This is a genomic window from Pectobacterium sp. A5351, from assembly GCF_028335745.1.
Lineage (GTDB): Bacteria > Pseudomonadota > Gammaproteobacteria > Enterobacterales > Enterobacteriaceae > Pectobacterium.
This window is the reverse complement of record NZ_CP116477.1, coordinates 4,102,829-4,126,555: the sequence shown is the minus strand read 5'-3', so window position 1 is coordinate 4,126,555 and position 23,727 is coordinate 4,102,829. Positions and strand designations below refer to the sequence as shown.

Below are 23,727 nucleotides of genomic sequence, written 5' to 3'. Positions count from 1 at the left end.
CCCAGCGCTTTTTTATGAATCATTAAGGAATTCCCTGCGATGCACTTGCGCGCCATAACCCGTATTGTCGGCCAGTTGGTTATCCTTTTTTCCGGAACGATGGTTATTCCCGGGCTGGTAGCGTTAATTTACCGCGATGGCGCAGGCCGGGCGTTTACGCAGACATTTATTGTCGCGCTGGCTATTGGCATCATGCTGTGGCTACCAAACCGAAAACAGAAGCATGAGCTGAAATCTCGAGAAGGATTCCTGATCGTTGTCCTCTTTTGGACGGTGTTGGGAAGCGTTGGAGCACTGCCTTTCTTATTTGCTGAACACCCTAATTTGGGCGTAACGGATGCTTTTTTCGAATCGTTCTCTGGGTTGACGACAACGGGGGCTACCACGCTGGTCGGGCTGGATTCGCTGCCTAAAGCCATCCTGTTTTATCGCCAAATGCTGCAATGGTTTGGCGGGATGGGGATCATCGTACTTGCCGTTGCCATCCTGCCGATTCTTGGTGTCGGTGGGATGCAGCTCTATCGTGCCGAGATGCCGGGGCCGTTGAAGGAAAACAAAATGCGCCCGCGTATTGCCGATACGGCGAAAACGCTGTGGCTGATTTATCTCTTACTTACCATCGCCTGCGCCGTCGCGCTCTGGCTGGCTGGAATGCCAGTGTTTGATGCGATTGGGCACAGTTTCTCTACGGTATCTGTGGGTGGCTTTTCTACTCACGATGCAAGCATCGGTTACTTTAATAGCCCAACGATTAACACCATCATCGCCATATTCTTGCTGATTTCCGGCTGTAACTTCGGCTTGCACTTTGCCCTGCTGAGCGGTCGCAGCCTAAAGGTATACTGGCGTGATCCAGAATTCCGCATGTTCATTTTTGTTCAATTGTCGCTGGTGGCCGTGTGTACGATTGTCCTGTGGTTCCACCATGTTTATGACAGTGGGATGCAGACGATCAATCAGGCATTCTTCCAGGTTGTCTCCATGGCGACAACGGCAGGGTTTACGACGGATAGCATCGCATCGTGGCCGCTTTTTCTGCCAGTTTTGCTTCTGTGCTCCGCGTTTATTGGCGGGTGTGCGGGCTCAACCGGCGGTGGCCTGAAAGTGATTCGTATCCTGCTGCTTTTCTTACAAGGATCGCGTGAGCTTAAGCGTTTAGTGCATCCGAATGCGGTTTACACCATTAAGCTGGGTCACCGGGCGCTGCCAGAACGCATCCTTGAAGCTGTGTGGGGATTCTTTTCCGCGTATGCGCTGGTTTTTATTGTCAGCATGCTGGCTGTTATTGCGACAGGCGTTGATGATTTTTCCGCGTTTGCTGCGGTCGCTGCCACCTTGAATAATCTGGGGCCGGGTCTGGGCGTCGTCGCGGAGAATTTTACGTCGATGAATGATACGGCGAAATGGATTCTGATACTGACAATGTTGTTTGGTCGTTTAGAAGTCTTCACGCTTTTAGTTCTGTTTACGCCAACCTTTTGGCGGGAATAGTACCCATAAGGATAAAGAACAATGAAAGCTTTGATCGTGTTTTCGAGTCGGGATGGGCAAACCAGAGCGATTGCCTCCTATATTGCGAATACGCTGAAAGGAACCCTGGAGTGTGATGTTGTCAACGTACTCAATGCGAATGATATCGATCTGAGCCAATACGATCGGATTGCTATTGGGGCATCGATTCGATACGGGCGCTTTCATCCTGCGGTAAATCAATTTATCCGTAAGCACCTGGCTTCTCTGCAACAGCTTCCTAGTGCCTTCTTCTCCGTGAACCTCACCGCACGTAAGCCAGAAAAACGCACGGTACAAACCAATGCCTACACACGCAAGTTCCTGCTGACTTCTCCCTGGCAGCCGGATTTGTGCTGTGTGTTTGCGGGTGCTTTGCGTTATCCGCGCTATCGTTGGTTCGATCGGGTAATGATTCAACTCATTATGCGAATAACTGGCGGTGAAACGGATAGTACAAAAGAAGTTGAATATACGGACTGGCAGCAGGTTGCACGTTTCGCTCAGGATTTCGCCCAATTAGCGGCGAAAAATCCGGCATAACGCCGTCTTTTAATTCGCTTTGCTGAAAAAATCCCCACTCGATAATTTTTTTGCATTTAGCGCTTGTCAGGCGGCGAGAAGTCCCTATAATGCGCCTCCACTGACACGGCAACAGCGCAAACGCAGTTGTGATGACAGGAAAAAGATTTCATAAAGCAGTCAGCAATGACTTGACTTTAAAGCGGGTTAGCATAGTATATGCGACCCGCGCCACGAGAGATTGTGGCACTGCTCTTTAACAATTTAATCAGACAATCTGTGTGGGCACTCACAAGACCGTATCTTGACGATATAAAAAGTCTTGAAGAGTGAACAACAGTAAATTCATTACGAATAAACAGTTTTAATTCTTTGAGCATCGCTGACGAGTTCAGCAAATCAAACAAATCTTAAATTGAAGAGTTTGATCATGGCTCAGATTGAACGCTGGCGGCAGGCCTAACACATGCAAGTCGGGCGGTAGCACAGAGGAGCTTGCTCCTTGGGTGACGAGCGGCGGACGGGTGAGTAATGTCTGGGAAACTGCCTGATGGAGGGGGATAACTACTGGAAACGGTAGCTAATACCGCATAACGTCTTCGGACCAAAGCGGGGGACCTTCGGGCCTCGCGCCATCAGATGTGCCCAGATGGGATTAGCTGGTAGGTGAGGTAATGGCTCACCTAGGCGACGATCCCTAGCTGGTCTGAGAGGATGACCAGCCACACTGGAACTGAGACACGGTCCAGACTCCTACGGGAGGCAGCAGTGGGGAATATTGCACAATGGGCGCAAGCCTGATGCAGCCATGCCGCGTGTGTGAAGAAGGCCTTCGGGTTGTAAAGCACTTTCAGCGGGGAGGAAGGCGGTGAGGTTAATAACCTCATCGATTGACGTTACCCGCAGAAGAAGCACCGGCTAACTCCGTGCCAGCAGCCGCGGTAATACGGAGGGTGCAAGCGTTAATCGGAATGACTGGGCGTAAAGCGCACGCAGGCGGTTTGTTAAGTCAGATGTGAAATCCCCGAGCTTAACTTGGGAACTGCATTTGAAACTGGCAAGCTAGAGTCTTGTAGAGGGGGGTAGAATTCCAGGTGTAGCGGTGAAATGCGTAGAGATCTGGAGGAATACCGGTGGCGAAGGCGGCCCCCTGGACAAAGACTGACGCTCAGGTGCGAAAGCGTGGGGAGCAAACAGGATTAGATACCCTGGTAGTCCACGCTGTAAACGATGTCGATTTGGAGGTTGTGCCCTTGAGGCGTGGCTTCCGGAGCTAACGCGTTAAATCGACCGCCTGGGGAGTACGGCCGCAAGGTTAAAACTCAAATGAATTGACGGGGGCCCGCACAAGCGGTGGAGCATGTGGTTTAATTCGATGCAACGCGAAGAACCTTACCTACTCTTGACATCCACAGAATTCGGTAGAGATACCTTAGTGCCTTCGGGAACTGTGAGACAGGTGCTGCATGGCTGTCGTCAGCTCGTGTTGTGAAATGTTGGGTTAAGTCCCGCAACGAGCGCAACCCTTATCCTTTGTTGCCAGCGGTTAGGCCGGGAACTCAAAGGAGACTGCCAGTGATAAACTGGAGGAAGGTGGGGATGACGTCAAGTCATCATGGCCCTTACGAGTAGGGCTACACACGTGCTACAATGGCGTATACAAAGAGAAGCGACCTCGCGAGAGCAAGCGGACCTCATAAAGTACGTCGTAGTCCGGATTGGAGTCTGCAACTCGACTCCATGAAGTCGGAATCGCTAGTAATCGTAGATCAGAATGCTACGGTGAATACGTTCCCGGGCCTTGTACACACCGCCCGTCACACCATGGGAGTGGGTTGCAAAAGAAGTAGGTAGCTTAACCTTCGGGAGGGCGCTTACCACTTTGTGATTCATGACTGGGGTGAAGTCGTAACAAGGTAACCGTAGGGGAACCTGCGGTTGGATCACCTCCTTACCAAGAAGATGTGCGTTGAGTGAAGTGCTCACACAGATTGTCTGATGAAAATAACGAGCAGAAATACCTTAATAGGCTTGTAGCTCAGGTGGTTAGAGCGCACCCCTGATAAGGGTGAGGTCGGTGGTTCAAGTCCACTCAGGCCTACCAACTCTTCCGTGAGTGGTATATAAGGTATCTGTAAGCAACGATGGGGCTATAGCTCAGCTGGGAGAGCGCCTGCTTTGCACGCAGGAGGTCTGCGGTTCGATCCCGCATAGCTCCACCATTAAAAAGACTTCAGAGCGTATTGGAAACAGTATGCTGCGAAGTATTTTGCTCTTTAACAATCTGGAACAAGCTGAAAATTGAAACATGACAGCTGAACATGCATGACTGCCTTCGGGTGAGTTGTGATGAATCAGTCTGTCAATGAGTCTCTCAAATAATCGCAGCGCGAATGTGTCTTCAAGACACCTTCGGGTTGTGAGGTTAAGCGACTAAGCGTACACGGTGGATGCCTAGGCAGTCAGAGGCGATGAAGGGCGTGCTAATCTGCGATAAGCGTCGGTAAGCTGATATGAAGCGTTATACCCGACGATACCCGAATGGGGAAACCCAGTGTGTTTCGACACACTATCATGACATGAATCCATAGTGTCATGAGGCGAACCGGGGGAACTGAAACATCTCAGTACCCCGAGGAAAAGAAATCAACCGAGATTCCCCCAGTAGCGGCGAGCGAACGGGGAGGAGCCCAGAACCTGAATCAGTTTGTGTGTGAGTGGAAGCGTCTGGAAAGTCGCACAGTAAAGGGTGATAGTCCCGTACACAAAAATGCACAAGTTGTGAGTTCGATGAGTAGGGCGGGACACGTGACATCCTGTCTGAATATGGGGGGACCATCCTCCAAGGCTAAATACTCCTGACTGACCGATAGTGAACCAGTACCGTGAGGGAAAGGCGAAAAGAACCCCGGCGAGGGGAGTGAAATAGAACCTGAAACCGTGTACGTACAAGCAGTGGGAGCCTACTTGTTAGGTGACTGCGTACCTTTTGTATAATGGGTCAGCGACTTATATTCTGTAGCAAGGTTAACCGAATAGGGGAGCCGCAGGGAAACCGAGTCTTAACTGGGCGTTAAGTTGCAGGGTATAGACCCGAAACCCGGTGATCTAGCCATGGGCAGGTTGAAGGTTGGGTAACACTAACTGGAGGACCGAACCGACTAATGTTGAAAAATTAGCGGATGACTTGTGGCTGGGGGTGAAAGGCCAATCAAACCGGGAGATAGCTGGTTCTCCCCGAAAGCTATTTAGGTAGCGCCTCGTGAATTCATCTTCGGGGGTAGAGCACTGTTTCGGCTAGGGGGTCATCCCGACTTACCAACCCGATGCAAACTACGAATACCGAAGAATGTTATCACGGGAGACACACGGCGGGTGCTAACGTTCGTCGTGAAGAGGGAAACAACCCAGACCGCCAGCTAAGGTCCCAAAGTCATGGTTAAGTGGGAAACGATGTGGGAAGGCACAGACAGCCAGGATGTTGGCTTAGAAGCAGCCATCATTTAAAGAAAGCGTAATAGCTCACTGGTCGAGTCGGCCTGCGCGGAAGATGTAACGGGGCTAAACCATGCACCGAAGCTGCGGCAGCGACACTCAGGTGTTGTTGGGTAGGGGAGCGTTCTGTAAGCCTGCGAAGGTGTCCTGTGAGGGGTGCTGGAGGTATCAGAAGTGCGAATGCTGACATAAGTAACGATAATGCGGGTGAAAAACCCGCACGCCGGAAGACCAAGGGTTCCTGTCCAACGTTAATCGGGGCAGGGTGAGTCGACCCCTAAGGCGAGGCTGAAAAGCGTAGTCGATGGGAAACAGGTTAATATTCCTGTACTGGGTGTTACTGCGAAGGGGGGACGGAGAAAGCTAGGTTATCCGGGCGACGGTTGTCCCGGTTTAAGCGTGAAGGTGGGTGACTTTGGTAAATCCGGGTCATCATTAACACTGAGGCGTGATGACGAGTCACTACGGTGATGAAGTAACTGATGCTACGCTTCCAGGAAAAGCCTCTAAGCTCCAGGTAACACCGAATCGTACCCCAAACCGACACAGGTGGTCAGGTAGAGAATACTCAGGCGCTTGAGAGAACTCGGGTGAAGGAACTAGGCAAAATGGTGCCGTAACTTCGGGAGAAGGCACGCTGGTGTAAGGTGAAGTCCCTCGCGGATGGAGCTGAGACCAGTCGAAGATACCAGCTGGCTGCAACTGTTTAATAAAAACACAGCACTGTGCAAACACGAAAGTGGACGTATACGGTGTGACGCCTGCCCGGTGCCGGAAGGTTAATTGATGGGGTCAGCCGCAAGGCGAAGCTCTTGATCGAAGCCCCGGTAAACGGCGGCCGTAACTATAACGGTCCTAAGGTAGCGAAATTCCTTGTCGGGTAAGTTCCGACCTGCACGAATGGCGTAATGATGGCCAGGCTGTCTCCACCCGAGACTCAGTGAAATTGAACTCGCTGTGAAGATGCAGTGTACCCGCGGCAAGACGGAAAGACCCCGTGAACCTTTACTATAGCTTGACACTGAACCTTGAGCCTTGATGTGTAGGATAGGTGGGAGGCTTTGAAGCGTGGACGCCAGTCTGCGTGGAGCCGACCTTGAAATACCACCCTTTAATGTTTGATGTTCTAACGTGGGCCCGTAATCCGGGTTGCGGACAGTGTCTGGTGGGTAGTTTGACTGGGGCGGTCTCCTCCCAAAGCGTAACGGAGGAGCACGAAGGTTAGCTAATCCTGGTCGGACATCAGGAGGTTAGTGCAAAGGCATAAGCTAGCTTGACTGCGAGAGTGACAGCTCGAGCAGGTGCGAAAGCAGGTCTTAGTGATCCGGTGGTTCTGAATGGAAGGGCCATCGCTCAACGGATAAAAGGTACTCCGGGGATAACAGGCTGATACCGCCCAAGAGTTCATATCGACGGCGGTGTTTGGCACCTCGATGTCGGCTCATCACATCCTGGGGCTGAAGTAGGTCCCAAGGGTATGGCTGTTCGCCATTTAAAGTGGTACGCGAGCTGGGTTTAGAACGTCGTGAGACAGTTCGGTCCCTATCTGCCGTGGGCGTTGGAAGATTGAGAGGGGTTGCTCCTAGTACGAGAGGACCGGAGTGAACGCACCACTGGTGTACGGGTTGTGATGCCAATTGCATTGCCCGGTAGCTAAGTGCGGAAGAGATAACCGCTGAAAGCATCTAAGCGGGAAACTTGCCTCGAGATGAGTCTTCCCTGGGCACTTGATGCCCCTGAAGGGCCGTTGAAGACGACGACGTAGATAGGCTGGGTGTGTAAGCGTAGCGATACGTTGAGCTAACCAGTACTAATGACCCGGGAGGCTTAACCTTACAACACCGAAGGTGTTTTGTGAGATGACTCATAGAAACGAGTTTTGATATTTAGCTTGTTCGAAGATTGGTTCTGATGGTTGTACACAAACACACGAAAGTGAGTGAAGTACAACGGTTGGAATGAAACAGAATTTGCCTGGCGGCGATAGCGCGGTGGTCCCACCTGACCCCATGCCGAACTCAGAAGTGAAACGCCGTAGCGCCGATGGTAGTGTGGGGCTTCCCCATGTGAGAGTAGGGAACTGCCAGGCATCAAATTAAGCAGTAAACCGGAGCAATCTGGTGGTTGTAAAGAAACTCGGTGGAGCGGTAGTTCAGTTGGTTAGAATACCTGCCTGTCACGCAGGGGGTCGCGGGTTCGAGCCCCGTCCGTTCCGCCACTTATTAAAAATTATGCCTGCTAATTTTAGCAGGCATAATGTTAAGCGTAATTTAGGGGCGTAGCTCAGTTGGTAGAGCACCGGTCTCCAAAACCGGGTGTCGCGAGTTCGAGTCTCTCCGCCCCTGCCAAATAAAACCCTTCACATTATCGTGAAGGGTTTTTTTTGATCTGTACTTTATGCTCGATCCTGTCTCGTATCCCTCTTTCCAACTTCTCCGTAATTTCTCCCCTCTGGATATTTATTTAATCTAACGTGTTGTTATTTAATAGATAAAGCATCTCTGATGTGTTGTTGATAGCTCGTGTCGATTTAGCTGTAAATATGCACAAAATCACCGTAATACCAGGTTGTGAACTTGCTCATCTACCTTGTTCGATATTTGAACTAAAACTATCTACAACCTGAGTGAAGGATAAATCGTTTTCCATAGCGATCCTTCAGGTTGCATTCACTTGTTAGTGATATCTGCCAACATCACATCGGTAGCGCTATAGCAGAAATTCGTAGCGCTATGCTGTACCTGAAATCTGACTAAGTAGCTGTAAGACTACACAGAAGGAGTTTAAGTATGTACAGACGTTTACTGGTAGCGGTTGCTGTAAGCACGGCGTTATGTGGTGCCGTACAGGCAAAACCCTTAACTGTTGGATTTTCCCAAATTGGTTCAGAATCAGGATGGCGCTCTGCAGAAACCAAAGTGTCAAAGCAGGAAGCCGAGAAGCGTGGGATAACGTTAAAAATAGCTGATGCTCAGCAGAAGCAGGAGAACCAGATTAAGGCTGTGCGGTCATTCATCGCTCAGGGTGTCGATGCCATATTTATTGCGCCGGTCGTCGCGACAGGATGGGCACCAGTCTTACAGGAAGCTAAGGAAGCAAAAATTCCAGTATTCCTGCTTGATAGAACGATTGAGGTTAGCGATCCATCGTTGTACACCGCTGCCATTGCTTCTGATAGCGTCTATGAAGGAAAGGTGGCAGGGGAATGGCTCGTGAAAGAGGCTGCTGGCAAACCTTGTAATGTTGTTGAACTACAGGGAACGGTTGGGGCTAGCGTCGCGATAAATCGCAAGAAAGGATTTGCTGAAGGCATAGCTTCAGATCCGCAGATAAAAATTATTCGCTCACAGTCAGGAGACTTTACTCGTAGCAAGGGTAAAGAGGTCATGGAAAGCTTCATTAAAGCCGAGCAGAATGGAAAAAATATCTGTGCGGTTTATGCACACAATGATGACATGGCTATAGGCGCTATTCAGGCAATTAAAGAAGCAGGTTTGAAACCTGGTTCACAGATAAAAGTTGTCTCCATTGATGGTGTCCCTGATATTTTCAAAGCCATGATGAATGGCGAAGCTAATGCTACCGTTGAATTAACGCCTAATATGGCTGGGCCTGCTTTTGATGCTTTATTAGCGATGAAGAAGGATGGCAAGCAGCCTGAAAAATTCATTCAAACCGAATCACGTTTATTACTGCCTGATACAGCAAAACAGGAATATGAAACCAAGAAAGATCTCGGTTATTGATATTTATATTATGGATTCATCGTTGATATAAATTTTGCCAAATACCTGGCAGAAATATGAATATGGAAAAGTGGGTTTGCTATGTTTTCTGTACCGTTAAACTACGGAACAGTGAATATTGCTAGCCTACTTATCCATGATATTGCTCAGGTATGACGTAGCCTTGTTTAGTTATCGCATAGGTGATGCTGATGGAAACGACACGGTTGTTAGATATTCGGGGCATGAGCGTTGAGTTTCCAGGGGTAAAGGCATTAGATCAGGTGGACTTCACGCTTAATCGCGGCGAAATAGTGGCGCTATTAGGAGAGAATGGTGCAGGGAAATCAACCTTAATTAAGGCGTTGACTGGCGTTTATCACCGCTCGTCTGGTGATATTATCCTCGATGGTATCGCGATTAATCCTGTTAATACTGCCCATGCTCAGTCATTGGGAATTGGTACGGTATATCAGGAGGTCAATCTATTACCGAATCTGTCCGTTGCGGCAAATTTATTTATTGGTCGTGAACCCACACGTTGGGGCATCGTGGATCAACATAAAATTCTGCGCCAGGCCGAAGCGATCTTATTGAATTATGGGTTGGCGATTGATGTTAGCCATCCGCTTGGCAATTACTCCATCGCAGTACAGCAAATTGTAGCCATTGCCAGAGCTATCGATCTTTCCGCTAAAGTTTTAATTCTTGATGAACCGACCGCAAGCCTTGATGCAAAAGAAGTCGATATGCTGCTGGATATATTGCGGAAGTTGCGCGACCGCGGAGTCGGTATGATATTTGTGACGCACTTTCTGGATCAGGTTTATCGCATTAGCGACAGAATTACCGTTTTGCGTAATGGAAAATTAGTGGGGACATTACCTGCCGCAGAATTGCCACGTATTGAATTAGTCCAAATGATGTTGGGGCACAGTTTTGATGAAACGTTATTGAAACGGGGTGAACACAGTGACGTCGCAGGGGAACCCATTGTGCACTTTAAACACTATGGTCGACGTGGTTCGATTAATGACTTCGAGCTTTCCGTGCGTCCAGGAGAAATCGTTGGCCTTGCTGGTCTACTGGGTTCCGGCCGTACAGAAACCGCGCAGTTGATATTTGGTATTAACGTGCCTGATGCCGGAGAAGCCAGAGTTGATGGCAAACCTGTCAGCATTCGCACGCCGCGTGCAGCAGGAAAGCTGGGTTTTGGCTATTGCCCTGAGGATCGCAAGACTGACGGCATTGTCGGCGCGGCAACGGTACGAGAGAACATCATTCTGGCGCTTCAGGCGCAGCGGGGCTGGCTGAAACCCATTTCCTTACGTGAGCAAACCCGTATTGCTGAAAAGTTTATCAGCCTATTAGGGATTCGTACGCCCAGTCCAGAGCAGGAAATTCAATATCTATCGGGGGGGAATCAGCAAAAAGTCCTGCTATCGCGCTGGTTGGCAACAGAGCCGCGCTTCTTGATTCTGGATGAGCCAACGCGAGGAATCGATGTTGGCGCGCATGCTGAAATCATTCGCCTAATCGAAAAATTGTGTGAACAGGGGATGGCGTTACTCGTGATCTCTTCTGAACTGGAAGAACTGACTGGCTATGCCGATCGCATCATTGTGCTGCGTGACAGGCAGCACGTTGCGCATCTCGAACATAATGAGATCTCGGTTGCCGCAGTGATGCAGGCAATCGCGGTACAAGCGGGAGCAGCTGATGACAGACAATAACGTCAAACCTGCCAAAAAAGTTCGCCTAACGTTTACCAAGGGCGTGCCGCAGTTTCTGGCACTGGTCGCTATTCTGTTGATTGACAGCATGGTCGCGCCAAATTTCTTCTCCCTCCACATTCAGGATGGGCGCTTGTTCGGTAGCCTTATTGACATCCTTAACCGCGGTGCGCCCGTTGCGCTGCTGGCATTAGGTATGACGTTAGTGATTGCAACCGGCGGAATCGATTTATCGGTTGGCGCCGTCATGGCGATTGCAGGCGCGACGGCCGCAACACTGACCGCGGCTGGTCATCCACTCCCTTCTGTACTGCTGACTGCGCTATTGGTTGGCACCCTGTGTGGGCTATGGAATGGTTTTTTGGTTGCGGTGTTACAGATTCAGCCGATTGTGGCGACGTTAATGCTGATGGTTGCCGGGCGGGGCATTGCTCAGCTGATTACCGAAGGCCAGATTATTACCTTTGATAACGCCGGGTTGGCTAAGTTGGGTAGCGGAACCCTGTTCTATCTGCCTATGCCAGTGATTATTGCCTGCGTAGTGCTGATGGCGCTGTGGGCTCTGACGCGCAAAACGGCACTTGGGCTATTTATTGAATCTGTCGGTATTAATCTGCGGTCTGCTCGCAACGCTGGCGTGAGTACGAAGCTGGTATTAATCGCGGCTTATGTCATATGCGGCGTGTGTGCCGCCGTAGCGGGCATTATTGTAGCGGCGGATATCCGTGGTGCGGATGCGAATAACGCGGGGCTCTGGTTGGAATTAGACGCGATTCTGGCCGTCGTGATCGGTGGTGGTTCGCTACTCGGTGGTCGTTTTAATTTGCTGCTCTCTGTTGTTGGCGCATTGATTATTCAGAGCATGAATACCGGCATCCTGCTTTCGGGCTATCGACCGGAATTCAATCTGGTTCTGAAGGCACTCGTTGTTCTGCTGGTTTTGGTTATGCAATCTCCGCGTATTTCGCTGCATCACCTGTTCAGGAGGAAAACATAATGTTGAAACGCCACTTCCCCCTGTTGATGACGATTTTGGTATTTATTGCGGGTTATTTATTCTGCCTGAGCCAGTTTCCCGGCTTTGCTTCGACGCGCGTTTTCTTTGATTTACTGACGGATAATGCGTTTCTGGGGATCGTGGCGGTTGGAATGACGTTTGTCATTCTCTCTGGTGGGATCGATCTCTCTGTGGGGTCAGTCATTGCGTTTACCGGGGTGTTATTGGCCAAGTTGATCGGTACATATGGCATCGATCCTTTCTTTGCATTCGCAATCGCGCTGGTGATGGGAGCCATGTTTGGCGGGTTGATGGGATGGATTATCGATACACTTAAATTGCCCGCATTTATTATCACGCTGGCGGGGATGTTCTTTGTTCGAGGGATGAGTTTCATCGTCTCACAGGAGTCGATACCCATCGATCATCCGGTCTATAGCCAACTGGCGGGTTTAGCATGGCGCATGCCTGATGGGGGACGTTTTACCTTTCTGGCGCTGATTATGCTGATTGTCGTGCTGCTGGGGATTGTGATGGCACATCGTACCCGTTTTGGTAACCGTGTTTATGCGATTGGCGGCAGCAGCTATTCTGCGGAGCTGATGGGGGTGCCCGTCAGGCGGACGACGATCCATATCTACATGCTTTCCAGTACGTTAGCGGTGCTGTCAGGCATTGTGTTTTCGCTCTATACCTCGGCGGGCTATGCTCTGGCGGCAAGCGGCGTGGAATTGGACGCTATCGCGGCCGTTGTCATCGGCGGTACGCTATTGACCGGTGGTGTTGGAACCGTATTGGGAACCCTATTTGGCGTACTGATTCAGGGCCTGATTCAAACGTATATCACGTTTGATGGCACTTTAAGCTCGTGGTGGACAAAAATCGTCATTGGCTTCCTGCTGTTTGCTTTCATCGGGTTACAGAAAGCGTTAAGCACCTTCTGGTTAGCCAGACGTGCTTAAGTCTATGTGAGCAGGATGGCTCAGGCATTCATTAAAATCGGCGTTTTCAGTAACTGACGAATCATCGTCTGCTGATCGCTGTTTTGTAACCAAACGGCATAAAACGGGCGCACGACGGGTTGACTGTCGCCGACGATCCGCAGATTAGAATAGGTTTGTAGCCAATGGCTAGGTAAGAACGCGCAACCGCCGGTGGTTTCGAGCAGTTGGCGAGTCAAATGGGCCGATGTTGTTGTCAAAACCGGAAGCTGATCGCTGGCTAAGAGGCGATGTTCCTGCTGATGAAAGTCGGCACCCCATTCTAGTTTTATATAGGGTAGTTCCTGTCCGGGCGGATGTGCTTCTGCCGCGAACAGTGAAAGGGAAAAGTTTCCTAGCAGTTGGCTCGCCAATTCCTCCATTTTGGGTTGTTCGGTGGTAATCAACAGATCCAATTGACGCTCATGGAGCTGTTTTACCAGCGAATGACGTAAGGCAATGCGTGCCTCTAGCTGGAGCAACGGGCGCTGTTGGTACAGCGATTGTAGCCAGGGCGTCAGATAGGCTTCCCATAGCGAAGCGGTGGCGCCCACCGAAAGCAGGCTGTGCTGTTGCGAGCGTGCGACCTCTTTTTTCGCGATTTGCCAGGTACCGATAAGGCTTTCGGCATAGGGCAGAAGCCGCTCGCCTGCTGGTGTCAGGCGTATATTGTTGCGGTGGCGTGTGAACAGGTTGGCACCAAGCTGTGTCTCTAGCTGGCGAATCCGAAAACTCACCGCTGACTGCGTCAGATACAGGGATTCGGCGGCACGCCCAAAGTGTCTTGTCCTGCTGACTTCCAGAAAGGTTTTTAGTAATTCGGTATCCACGCCCATCTCCAAAAAAATTTTGTCGTAATGATTTAAATGTTTTGTTTTACACAATGTCAAGCCTATCTAATACTCCGCGCCATAAACAACACGACCATAGAAGAATTAGGAGCGTGTAAGATGGCAGAAAGCTTCTCTACCACTCATCGTTTTTTTGATAACAAGTTCTATCCGCGTGGTTTTTCCCGACACGGCGACTTTACGATTAAAGAAGCACAACTGTTGGAACGCCACGGTTACGCCTTTAACGAGCTGGATTTGGGTAAACGTGAGCCGGTGACTGAGGAAGAGACATCGTTTGTCGCAATGTGCCGCGGTGAACGTAAAGCGGAAACGGAACTGGAAAAAATCTGGTCCAAATATCTGGATCGTATCCGTCGTCCTAAACGCTTCCATACGTTGTCCGGTGGTAAGCCGCAGATGGATGCGGTGGAAGAATACACGGAAAGCGATGATTAATTAAGAATGGGGCGTTAGCCCCATTTCCTTTTGTGGCGAGCAAATAGTGTGTTCCCGCTATTCAAGGCTTCTGTGGAGCTTGATGAGCAATCGGTCCATACAGCGATAGCTCAGCGCTTCGGCAAGATGTTTTCTCTCTATGCTGCCCCGATCGCCGAGATCTGCGATTGTGCGGGCGACTTTCAATATCCGGTGCCAGGCGCGTACGGATAAGCCAAGTTTGTTCATCACTTCTTCCAGATAAGCCGCATCAGGTGCCTCTAACGTACAGTGTTTTTCTATTTCGCGTGAGGTGAGTAGTGCGTTGATTTTATTTGCCCGTTTTAACTGTATCTGCCGTGCGATCAGTACGCGTTCGCGAATCGTCGCGCTGCTTTCTCCCTGATAATATTGCTGAGATAAAACCCCTGGTGGTAGCAAAGGAACTTCGATAGAAAGGTCAAAGCGATCCAAAAAGGGACCGGAAAGTTTGCTGAGGTAGCGCAGTATTTGTTGTGCGGGTAATCGGTTATGAATGCCCTGATAGTGGCCTGACGGGCTGGGGTTCATTGCGGCGACGAGCTGTACGCGTGCCGGGTAGCACACTTTGGCGCGCGTGCGGGAAATGATAATTTCACCGGACTCCAGAGGCTCTCGTAGTGAGTCTAAAACGCGTCGCTCAAACTCCGGTAACTCATCCAGAAACAGCACGCCGTTGTGGGCGAGTGAAATCTCCCCTGGTTTAGGCAACGACCCTCCGCCCACGAGCGCAGCCATGGAGGAACTATGATGAGGTGCTCGGAATGGCCTGGCTCGCCAGCGCGTCATGGTGGCATCGATGTTAATGAGGCTATTGATGGCGGCGCTTTCCAGCGCTTCTTCGTCGCTTAATGGTGGCATCAGATTGCCTAATCGGCTTGCCAGCATGGTTTTCCCTGTTCCCGGCGGCCCCAGCAATAGCAGATTGTGGCCACCAGCCGCCGCAATTTCCAGCGCGCGCTTAGCCTGCTCCTGACCGATGATATCCTTCAGGTCGAGCGCATCTTCTTCTGACTGCGGAGTTGGTACGATGTCGGAGCAACTGAGCAATTCCTCTTCTCCGCTGAGAAAAGCACACACTTCCAACAAGTGCCCGGCCATGAGTGCCTCACCCTGCGGTATCAGTGTCATCTCCCGTTTATTGTCATCTGGCAGGATAAGCTGGCGACCTGACTTGATGGCCTCCAGGGCGGCGGGAATCGCGCCATTAACGCCACGTAAGGTGCCAGACAGGCCGAGTTCACCAAGAAACTCGTAGCGGCTTAGCTTTTCCCCATCGATTTGTTCCGATGCCGCCAGAATCGCCAGAGCAATCGGTAGGTCGTAGCGTCCCCCTTCTTTCGGTAGATCTGCGGGGGCGAGGTTGACCGTGATGCGTTTGGCTGGAAAGGTAAACCCACAATTGATGAGTGCGCTGCGCACGCGATCGCGTGCTTCTTTGACGGTAGTTTCTGGTAAGCCAACCAGCGTCAGAGCCGGTAGCCCGCTGCTGATGTGAACTTCGATATAAACGTCCGGTGCTTGTACACCAATCATTGCCCGAGTATAGGTAACTGCCAATGACATGCTATTTCCCCTTTGCTGATGGCTTGCATCATGTCTGGTAGGGGAGAGGAAGTAGAGTCCGTCATCACCAGCCTGCGCGACGGTGTCATAAAATAATGCTCTGTTTCAGCAATGAAGAAAATTTGTGCGCAATGCATCGCACTTATGTCGGGTGAACTGACCGCTTTACGTTATCCGACGATCGATAACGTTCGTATTCCTTTGCCATGTTTCTCGCGCAATGCTCATTTTTACACCAACGAGCGAAAATAATTTGGTGCGCGTCTACCTTATGATTCCGTTGTATTTTTTGCCGCATCATAGGTAATTCTTACCAGGAACGATGAAAAAAAATGGTTGTCACGCCATGTCTGACTGTGATAACTCTGTAGGCATTCGTTCGACAGAAGATTAATGAACAACCTATTATGAAAGCCCTATCCCTAGTGATTAGCCTAGTCGTGATTAGCGTGGTGGTGATTATTATCCCACCGTGCGGGGCTGCACTTGGACGAAGAATGGCTTAGAAATCAAGGCCTAATTCAAGAAAACCCCCGCACCGAAAGGTCGGGGGTTTTTTGTTGGGCGTAATCTATAACGGAAAGGAACAGAAAATGAACATCAGCATAAAATTCTGTTATTCCCATAAGATGTCGGGGAAATAACTATGAATGGAGCACAGTGGGTGGTACAAGCGTTGCGAGCGCAGGGAGTGGACACCGTTTTTGGGTATCCGGGTGGCGCGATAATGCCCGTCTATGATGCACTTTATGACGGTGGCGTTAAACACCTGCTGTGTCGCCACGAGCAAGGCGCGGTGATGGCGGCGATTGGCTATGCCCGTTCCACAGGTAATGTGGGCGTTTGCATTGCAACGTCTGGCCCAGGTGCAACGAACCTGATCACCGGTTTGGCCGATGCGCTGCTGGATTCTGTGCCTGTAGTGGCGATCACCGGACAGGTCGGGTCGGCGCTGATTGGTACCGATGCTTTTCAGGAAATCGACGTGTTGGGGCTGTCGCTGGCCTGTACGAAACACAGTTTTCTGGTTGAGTCTCTTGAATCACTGCCAGAAGTAATGGCAGAAGCGTTTGCGATTGCCAACAGCGGCCGTCCCGGTCCTGTTCTGGTCGATATTCCTAAAGATATTCAACTGGCCATGGGGGATTTCACGCCGAACTTTGCGCCTGTTGCTAACGATGTTGATTTCCCCGAGCAAGATATCACGCAGGCATATGCCCTGTTGGCGAAAGCACAAAAACCGGTGCTGTATGTTGGCGGCGGGGTCGGTATGGCGAATGCGGTTCCGGCGCTGCGTGAATTCCTGAGCGTGACGGATATCCCTTCGGTTTCGACGCTGAAAGGCTTGGGTGTCGTGGATGCCAATCATCCCTATTACCTCGGTATGATTGGTATGCACGGCACAAAGGCGGCGAACCTGATTGTGCAGGAGTGCGATCTGTTAATCGCGGTCGGAGCGCGTTTTGATGACCGCGTGACCGGCAAGCTGAATGCCTTCGCGCCTCATGCCAGCGTGATTCACATGGATATCGACCCAGCGGAGCTGAGCAAATTGCGCCATGCCAATGTGGCGTTGCAAGGCGATCTGAAGTCGATATTACCGGCGCTGCAACAGCCGCTGAACGTCAGCGCGTGGCGCCAGCAGGCAACCATGATGAAGGCGGAATACCCGTGGCGTTATGATCATCCTGGTCAGGCGATTTATGCGCCTGCACTGCTGAAAACGATCTCTGAACGAATGGATGCGGATACGGTGGTGACGACCGATGTGGGTCAGCACCAGATGTGGGCTGCGCAGCATATGACGTTCAGCCGTCCTGAGAATTTCATCACTTCCAGCGGTCTCGGCACAATGGGCTTCGGCGTGCCAGCGGCGGTAGGTGCGCAGGTTGCGCGCCCGGACGACATGGTTATCTGCATCTCCGGCGACGGTTCTTTCATGATGAACGTTCAGGAGCTGGGCACCATCAAACGAAAACGGCTGCCGTTGAAAATCGTGCTGCTGGATAACCAACGGTTGGGCATGGTACGTCAGTGGCAGCAGTTATTCTTTGATGAACGCTATAGTGAAACCGACCTCTCCGATAACCCTGATTTCCTGACGCTGGCAAGCGCGTTTGATATCCCCGGCCAGCGCATCACCCGTAAAGATCAAATTGATGTCGCGCTGGATGCCCTGTTTAACAGCGAAGGACCCTATTTGCTGCACGTCTCGATCGATGAATACGAAAACGTCTGGCCCTTGGTTCCGCCGGGTGCGGGTAACGAAACGATGCTCGATAAAACCAAATAGGCTCGATAAAACCGAATAGGCTCGACAACAGCCAATAATGGCCGACTTACACAGAATAAGTGCTGGAGACAACAGAATGACACATCATCAACTTTCGATTCAGGCGCGCTTTCGTCCCGAGGTTCTGGAGCGTGTATTGCGTGTTACCCGCCATCGCGGTTTCAAAGTTTGCGCGATGAATATGGTGCAAACCACCAATACCGATCACATTAATATTGAACTGACCGTTGCCAGCCATCGTTCGGTAGATTTATTGTCAACGCAATTGAGTAAGCTGTTAGATATTGCCTGCGTTGATATTCAACCGATGACGACATCACAGCAGATCAGCGCCTAACGCATAAAGAGTAAGGAAAAAAAGAATGACAAAAAAAGCGGATTACATTTGGTTCAATGGCGAGATGGTTCCATGGGCTGAAGCAAAAGTACACGTGATGTCGCACGCTTTGCATTATGGCACTTCCGTCTTTGAAGGCGTTCGTTGCTACAATTCACATAAGGGCCCGGTAGTTTTTCGTCACCGTGAGCACATGCAGCGCCTGCGTGATTCGGCAAAAATTTACCGTATGCCGGTCGAGCAAAGCGTGGATGAACTGATGGAAGCTTGCCGTGAAACGCTGCGTAAAAATAACCTGACCAGCGCGTATATCCGTCCGCTGGTGTTTATTGGCGATGTGGGGATGGGCGTGAACCCACCAGACGGTTATAAAACCGACGTGATCATCGCGGCGTTCCCGTGGGGCGCGTATCTGGGTGAAGAAGCGCTGGAAGCGGGTATTGATGCCATGGTGTCGTCCTGGAATCGCGCCGCAGCGAATACGATTCCGACCGCGGCTAAAGCGGGCGGTAACTATCTGTCCTCCCTGCTGGTGGGCAGTGAAGCTCGTCGCCACGGCTATCAGGAAGGGATCGCGCTGGATGTCCACGGCTATGTTTCTGAAGGCGCAGGCGAGAACCTGTTTGAAGTGAAGGATGGCGTTATCTTTACGCCGCCGTTTACCTCTTCGGCGCTGCCGGGCATTACGCGTGATGCCATCATCAAGCTGGCGAAGGACGCGGGATATGAAGTGCGCGAGCAGGTGCTGTCCCGCGAGTCACTGTATCTGGCGGACGAAGTGTTCATGTCCGGCACGGCGGCGGAAATTACCCCAGTGCGTAGCGTAGACGGTATTCAGGTCGGGATTGGCAAACGCGGTCCGGTCACCAAAGCCCTGCAACAGGCGTTCTTTGGCCTCTTCACGGGTGAAACCGAAGATAAATGGGGCTGGTTGGATCCGGTAAATCAGTAATCAATCAAGATAATCAGGCGGTGATACGTTACATCATCGCCCAATTCGTAATTTTTGGAGTAATAGAGCATGCCTAAGTACCGTTCAGCCACCACCACGCACGGCCGTAATATGGCCGGTGCCCGAGCCTTGTGGCGCGCCACCGGGATGACCGACAATGATTTTGGTAAACCCATTATCGCTGTGGTCAACTCCTTCACCCAATTCGTGCCTGGCCATGTGCACTTGCGCGATCTGGGTAAACTGGTTGCCGAGCAAATCGAAGCTTCTGGTGGTGTCGCGAAAGAATTCAACACTATCGCAGTGGACGACGGCATCGCCATGGGTCACGGCGGTATGCTCTATTCTCTGCCTTCCCGTGAACTGATTGCCGACTCGGTAGAATACATGGTCAATGCTCACTGCGCGGATGCGATGGTGTGTATCTCCAACTGTGACAAAATCACCCCGGGGATGCTGATGGCGTCACTGCGTCTGAATATCCCGGTGATTTTCGTTTCTGGTGGCCCGATGGAAGCGGGGAAAACCAAACTCTCCGATCAGATCATCAAGCTGGATCTGGTGGATGCGATGATTCAGGGCGCGGACCCAAAAGTCTCTGATGAACAGAGCGAACAGGTGGAACGTTCTGCCTGTCCGACCTGTGGCTCCTGTTCCGGTATGTTTACCGCTAACTCGATGAACTGCCTGACCGAAGCGCTGGGCCTGTCTCAGCCGGGCAACGGTTCGCTGTTGGCGACGCACGCCGACCGTAAACAACTGTTCCTGAACGCGGGTAAACGTATTGTCGGTTTGGCGAAGCGTTACTACGAGCAGGATGATGAGAGCGTACTGCCGCGCAACATCGCCAATAAAGCTGCATTTGAAAACGCCATGATTCTGGATATCGCGATGGGCGGTTCCACCAATACCGTGCTGCATCTGTTAGCCGCGGCGCAGGAAGGTGAAGTGGACTTCACCATGACCGATATCGACAGACTGTCACGTCAGGTTCCGCACCTGTGTAAGGTGGCGCCGAGTACGCAGAAATACCACATGGAAGACGTACACCGCGCGGGTGGTGTGATCGGTATTCTGGGCGAGCTGGACAGAGCGGGTCTGCTGAACCGTGAAGTGAACAACGTGCTGGGCAAAACGCTGCCGGAAACGCTGGAAGCCTACGATGTCATGCTGACGCAGGATGAGAGTGTGAAAAGCATGTATTCCGCTGGCCCGGCAGGTATCCGCACCACGCAGGCGTTCTCGCAGGATTGCCGCTGGGACTCACTGGATACCGATCGTCAGGAAGGTTGTATTCGTTCCCGCGAATTTGCCTACAGTCAGGACGGCGGCTTGGCCGTGCTGTACGGCAATCTGGCAGAGAATGGCTGTATCGTGAAAACCGCAGGCGTGGATGAAGGTAGTCTGGTCTTCCGCGGTCCGGCAAAAGTTTATGAAAGTCAGGATGATGCGGTAGACGCTATTCTGGGCGGTAAAGTTGTGGCGGGCGATGTGGTTGTGATTCGCTACGAAGGGCCGAAAGGCGGACCGGGTATGCAGGAAATGCTGTATCCGACCACCTACCTGAAATCGATGGGGCTGGGTAAAAGCTGTGCGCTGATCACTGATGGCCGCTTCTCCGGTGGTACTTCGGGTCTGTCTATCGGCCATGCCTCTCCTGAAGCGGCCAGCGGCGGCACCATTGCGCTGGTACAGGACGGTGATACCATCGCGATTGATATTCCAAACCGCAGCATTGCGCTGGTTCTGGATGATGCGGAGTTGGCGAGCCGCCGCGCAGCGGAAGAAGCACGAGGCGAACAGGCCTGGACGCCGCACCATCGTGAACGTCAGGTGTCTTTTGCGCTGCGCGCGTACGCCAGCCTGGCAACCAGCGCGGATAAAGGCGCTGTGCGGGATAAAAGCAAGCTGGGAGGCTAATGCTGATGGCTGTGTCACAACCTCTTCCTGCCGCGCCGGGAGGCGCGGAGTACCTGCGGGCGATCTTGCGCTCGCCAGTGTATGAAGTCACGCAGGTCACACCGCTGGAGAAGATGGAGAAGATCTCTTCGCGGCTGGGTAATGTCATTCTGGTAAAACGTGAAGACAGGCACGCGGTGCACAGCTTCAAGCTGCGCGGCGCGTACGCCATGATGGCGGGGCTGAGTGACGAGCAGAAGTCACACGGCGTGGTGACAGCGTCTGCGGGTAACCATGCGCAGGGCGTGGCGCTCTCCTCCAGCAAGCTGGGGATTAAATCGCTGATTGTGATGCCTGTGGCGACGGCCGATATCAAGGTGGATGCCGTGCGTGGTTTTGGCGGCGAAGTGCTGCTATACGGCGCTAACTTTGATGAAGCCAAGGCGAAGGCCATTGAGCTGTCACAGCAGCAGAAAATGACGTTTCTGCCGCCGTTCGATCACCCGGCGGTGATTGCGGGTCAAGGTACGTTGGCGCTGGAATTGTTACAGCAAGATGCCCATCTGGACCGCGTGTTTGTGCCTGTCGGCGGCGGCGGTCTGGCGGCGGGTGTTGCCGTACTGATTAAACAGCTGATGCCGCAGGTGCAGGTGATCGGCGTGGAAGCGGAAGATTCCGCTTGTCTGCGCGCGGCGCTGGATGCCGGGCAACCGGTCGATCTGCCGCGTGTCGGGTTGTTTGCTGAAGGCGTTGCGGTGAAACGCATCGGCGATGAAACGTTCCGCCTGTGTCGGGAATATCTGGATGACGTGATTACCGTCGACAGCGATGCCATCTGTGCGGCCGTGAAAGATCTGTTCGAAGATGTTCGTGCGATTGCTGAACCGTCCGGCGCGCTGGCGCTGGCGGGGATGAAAAAATACATCCAGCAGCATCAGATTCAGGGTGAGCGTCTGGCGCATATTCTGTCCGGTGCGAATGTTAACTTCCACGGATTACGTTACGTTTCCGAACGCTGCGAGCTGGGCGAACAGCGTGAAGCCTTGCTGGCGGTGACAATCCCCGAGAAACAGGGCAGCTTCCTGAAGTTTTGCCAACTGCTGGGTGGCCGCTCCGTTACCGAGTTCAACTATCGCTACGCCGATGCCAAAGACGCCTGCATTTTTGTTGGTGTGCGCCTGACGCGTGGCTATGCGGAGCGGCAGGAGATCATTGCCGAGCTGTCTGCGGATGGTTATGAAGTGGTGGATTTGTCCGATGATGAAATGGCGAAGCTGCATGTTCGCTATATGGTCGGCGGACGCCCTTCCAAACCGTTACAGGAACGGCTTTATAGCTTTGAGTTCCCTGAGTCACCGGGGGCGTTACTGAAATTCCTGCAGACGCTGGGGACGCATTGGAATATTTCGCTGTTCCATTACCGCAGCCACGGCACGGATTTTGGCCGCGTGTTGGCCGCGTTCGAGCTGGAAGCGGGCGATCGGGAGTTCGAGCAGCACCTACAGGCGCTGGGCTATGAATGCCACGACGAAACCAATAACCCAGCGTTCCGCTTCTTTCTGGCGGGTTAAGCGCTGAGTTTTCCCTTAACGCCGCCGATGGTGTTTCACCGTCGGCGGCGTTATCTTTATGTCATCTGATAGCAACAGGGATGGCATTTCTTTATGGCAACGCAATTCACCGGTTTTTCTCAAGCGGGTTTAACGTTTCTTCAGCAGGTGCGGCAAAACAACGATAAAGCGTGGTTTGATGAGCATCGTGCCGTTTACGATGAGCAACTGGTTGCACCGTTTCGCACGCTGGTGGATGAGCTTAGTCTGACCATGTTGCAGATTGACGACCATTTTGAAACGCGCCCGGCCATCGGCAAGACCCTCTCCCGTATTCACCGCGATACGCGTTTTTCTCACGATAAATCACGCTATCGCAGCCATATGTGGCTCACTTTCAAACGCACACGCAAAGACTGGACGGATGCGCCGGTGTATTTCTTTGAAATCACGCCGGATACCTGGCGCTATGGGCTGGGCTATTACAGCGCGACGCGCAATACGATGGATCTGTTCCGTCAGACGCTGCGTGGTAATCCGTCACAGTTTCTTGACGTGGCGAGTTGTCTGGGAAATACCTTCGCACTGGAAGGGGAAAGCTATAAACGTCCGCTGATTAAAGGTCAGGAGCCGGAACTGGCTGACTGGTATAACCGTAAATCGTTTGCTGCGATATGTACCCGGCAGGATATGGAGGTGCTGTTTTCCGGCGACCTGGTGACGCTTCTGTCACAAGGTTTTACCCAGCTTGAACCGCTCTATCACTACCTGATGAATATCGAAACCATGAAGAAAGCCGCGCAGGAAACAGAGTCCAGTACGCGGGCTTTCCCGGCGGATAAGTGGTTTGATCGTTAAGGGA

General features: G+C 51.9%; 16 protein-coding genes, 4 tRNA genes and 3 rRNA genes. 21 read left to right on the top strand and 2 right to left on the bottom strand.

Features of this window, described 5'->3' with window-relative positions; translation table 11 throughout:
• The first annotated feature begins 39 nt into the window (after window positions 1–39).
• The 13 genes from trkH (at window position 40) to yjfF (ending at window position 12,943) form a co-directional block, all read left to right on the top strand.
• Window positions 40–1,491, top strand: coding sequence for a Trk system potassium transporter TrkH (gene trkH, locus O1Q74_RS19015; protein WP_010298674.1), 1,452 nt, complete (start codon window positions 40–42; stop codon window positions 1,489–1,491).
• Between the two features lie 21 nt (window positions 1,492–1,512).
• Window positions 1,513–2,052: a menaquinone-dependent protoporphyrinogen IX dehydrogenase gene (gene hemG / locus O1Q74_RS19010; protein WP_271875049.1), complete on the top strand. Its 540-nt coding sequence runs from the start codon at window positions 1,513–1,515 to the stop codon at window positions 2,050–2,052.
• A 391-nt stretch (window positions 2,053–2,443) separates the two neighbouring features.
• Window positions 2,444–3,985 (top strand): 16S ribosomal RNA (locus O1Q74_RS19005).
• Between the two features lie 73 nt (window positions 3,986–4,058).
• Window positions 4,059–4,135 (top strand) — tRNA-Ile (locus tag O1Q74_RS19000).
• A gap of 42 nt (window positions 4,136–4,177) precedes the next feature.
• Window positions 4,178–4,253 (top strand) — tRNA-Ala (locus O1Q74_RS18995).
• 201 nt (window positions 4,254–4,454) lie between these two features.
• Window positions 4,455–7,361, top strand: a 23S ribosomal RNA gene (locus tag O1Q74_RS18990).
• A gap of 138 nt (window positions 7,362–7,499) precedes the next feature.
• A 5S ribosomal RNA gene (gene rrf / locus O1Q74_RS18985) occupies window positions 7,500–7,615 on the top strand.
• The 16S, 23S and 5S rRNA genes sit together here with 4 tRNA genes alongside, the layout of an rRNA operon.
• Before the next feature lie 52 nt (window positions 7,616–7,667).
• Window positions 7,668–7,744 (top strand) — tRNA-Asp (locus O1Q74_RS18980).
• Between the two features lie 54 nt (window positions 7,745–7,798).
• A tRNA-Trp gene (locus tag O1Q74_RS18975) sits at window positions 7,799–7,874 on the top strand.
• Between the two features lie 441 nt (window positions 7,875–8,315).
• On the top strand, window positions 8,316–9,272 hold the full coding sequence (gene ytfQ / locus O1Q74_RS18970) for a galactofuranose ABC transporter, galactofuranose-binding protein YtfQ (protein WP_130637827.1): 957 nt from the start codon (window positions 8,316–8,318) through the stop codon (window positions 9,270–9,272).
• 191 nt (window positions 9,273–9,463) lie between these two features.
• Window positions 9,464–10,984, top strand: coding sequence for a galactofuranose ABC transporter, ATP-binding protein YtfR (ytfR, locus tag O1Q74_RS18965; RefSeq protein WP_271875048.1), 1,521 nt, complete (start codon window positions 9,464–9,466; stop codon window positions 10,982–10,984).
• Complete coding sequence (gene ytfT, locus O1Q74_RS18960; RefSeq protein WP_271875047.1) at window positions 10,971–11,981, top strand: galactofuranose ABC transporter, ATP-binding protein YtfT; 1,011 nt, start codon at window positions 10,971–10,973, stop codon at window positions 11,979–11,981. Before ytfR ends, ytfT begins: the two co-directional genes overlap by 14 nt.
• Window positions 11,981–12,943 (top strand): galactofuranose ABC transporter, permease protein YjfF, encoded by a 963-nt coding sequence (gene yjfF, locus O1Q74_RS18955; protein ID WP_271875046.1) that lies wholly within the window; start codon window positions 11,981–11,983, stop codon window positions 12,941–12,943. The genes ytfT and yjfF overlap by 1 nt, the downstream gene beginning before the upstream one ends.
• A gap of 20 nt (window positions 12,944–12,963) precedes the next feature.
• Here yjfF and hdfR read toward each other — a convergent pair whose 3' ends face one another.
• The gene (gene hdfR / locus O1Q74_RS18950) at window positions 12,964–13,791 is read right to left on the bottom strand and encodes an HTH-type transcriptional regulator HdfR (RefSeq protein WP_271875045.1); all 828 of its coding nucleotides are present in this window, start codon (window positions 13,789–13,791) and stop codon (window positions 12,964–12,966) included.
• A gap of 120 nt (window positions 13,792–13,911) precedes the next feature.
• On the opposite strand from hdfR, the gene O1Q74_RS18945 reads away from it, so the two are divergent.
• The gene (locus O1Q74_RS18945; protein ID WP_102119500.1) at window positions 13,912–14,250 is read left to right on the top strand and encodes a DUF413 domain-containing protein; all 339 of its coding nucleotides are present in this window, start codon (window positions 13,912–13,914) and stop codon (window positions 14,248–14,250) included.
• 57 nt (window positions 14,251–14,307) lie between these two features.
• Here O1Q74_RS18945 and O1Q74_RS18940 read toward each other — a convergent pair whose 3' ends face one another.
• Window positions 14,308–15,834 carry a YifB family Mg chelatase-like AAA ATPase gene (locus O1Q74_RS18940; RefSeq protein ID WP_271875044.1) on the bottom strand — a complete coding sequence of 509 codons (1,527 nt, stop codon included), beginning with the start codon at window positions 15,832–15,834 and terminating at the stop codon, window positions 14,308–14,310.
• A 407-nt stretch (window positions 15,835–16,241) separates the two neighbouring features.
• Here O1Q74_RS18940 and ilvL point away from each other — a divergent pair, with 407 nt between their 5' ends.
• The 7 genes from ilvL to O1Q74_RS18905 all read left to right on the top strand — a co-directional run bounded on the left by ilvL (window position 16,242) and on the right by O1Q74_RS18905 (window position 23,723).
• Window positions 16,242–16,340, top strand: coding sequence for an ilv operon leader peptide (gene ilvL, locus O1Q74_RS18935; RefSeq protein WP_071531109.1), 99 nt, complete (start codon window positions 16,242–16,244; stop codon window positions 16,338–16,340).
• A gap of 140 nt (window positions 16,341–16,480) precedes the next feature.
• Complete coding sequence (ilvG, locus tag O1Q74_RS18930; protein WP_271875043.1) at window positions 16,481–18,127, top strand: acetolactate synthase 2 catalytic subunit; 1,647 nt, start codon at window positions 16,481–16,483, stop codon at window positions 18,125–18,127.
• Window positions 18,128–18,203: 76 nt separating this feature from the next.
• Complete coding sequence (ilvM, locus tag O1Q74_RS18925; RefSeq protein ID WP_005969103.1) at window positions 18,204–18,464, top strand: acetolactate synthase 2 small subunit; 261 nt, start codon at window positions 18,204–18,206, stop codon at window positions 18,462–18,464.
• A 25-nt stretch (window positions 18,465–18,489) separates the two neighbouring features.
• A complete protein-coding gene (locus tag O1Q74_RS18920; RefSeq protein WP_225086140.1) occupies window positions 18,490–19,416 on the top strand; it encodes a branched-chain amino acid transaminase in 927 nt (308 codons plus the stop codon).
• Window positions 19,417–19,485: 69 nt separating this feature from the next.
• Complete coding sequence (gene ilvD / locus O1Q74_RS18915; RefSeq protein WP_271875042.1) at window positions 19,486–21,336, top strand: dihydroxy-acid dehydratase; 1,851 nt, start codon at window positions 19,486–19,488, stop codon at window positions 21,334–21,336.
• A 5-nt stretch (window positions 21,337–21,341) separates the two neighbouring features.
• Window positions 21,342–22,886, top strand: a complete 1,545-nt coding sequence (ilvA, locus tag O1Q74_RS18910; RefSeq protein WP_271875041.1) for a threonine ammonia-lyase, biosynthetic — start codon at window positions 21,342–21,344, stop codon at window positions 22,884–22,886.
• 93 nt (window positions 22,887–22,979) lie between these two features.
• The gene (locus O1Q74_RS18905) at window positions 22,980–23,723 is read left to right on the top strand and encodes a DUF2461 domain-containing protein (RefSeq protein WP_271875040.1); all 744 of its coding nucleotides are present in this window, start codon (window positions 22,980–22,982) and stop codon (window positions 23,721–23,723) included.
• Window positions 23,724–23,727: the final 4 nt, after the last annotated feature.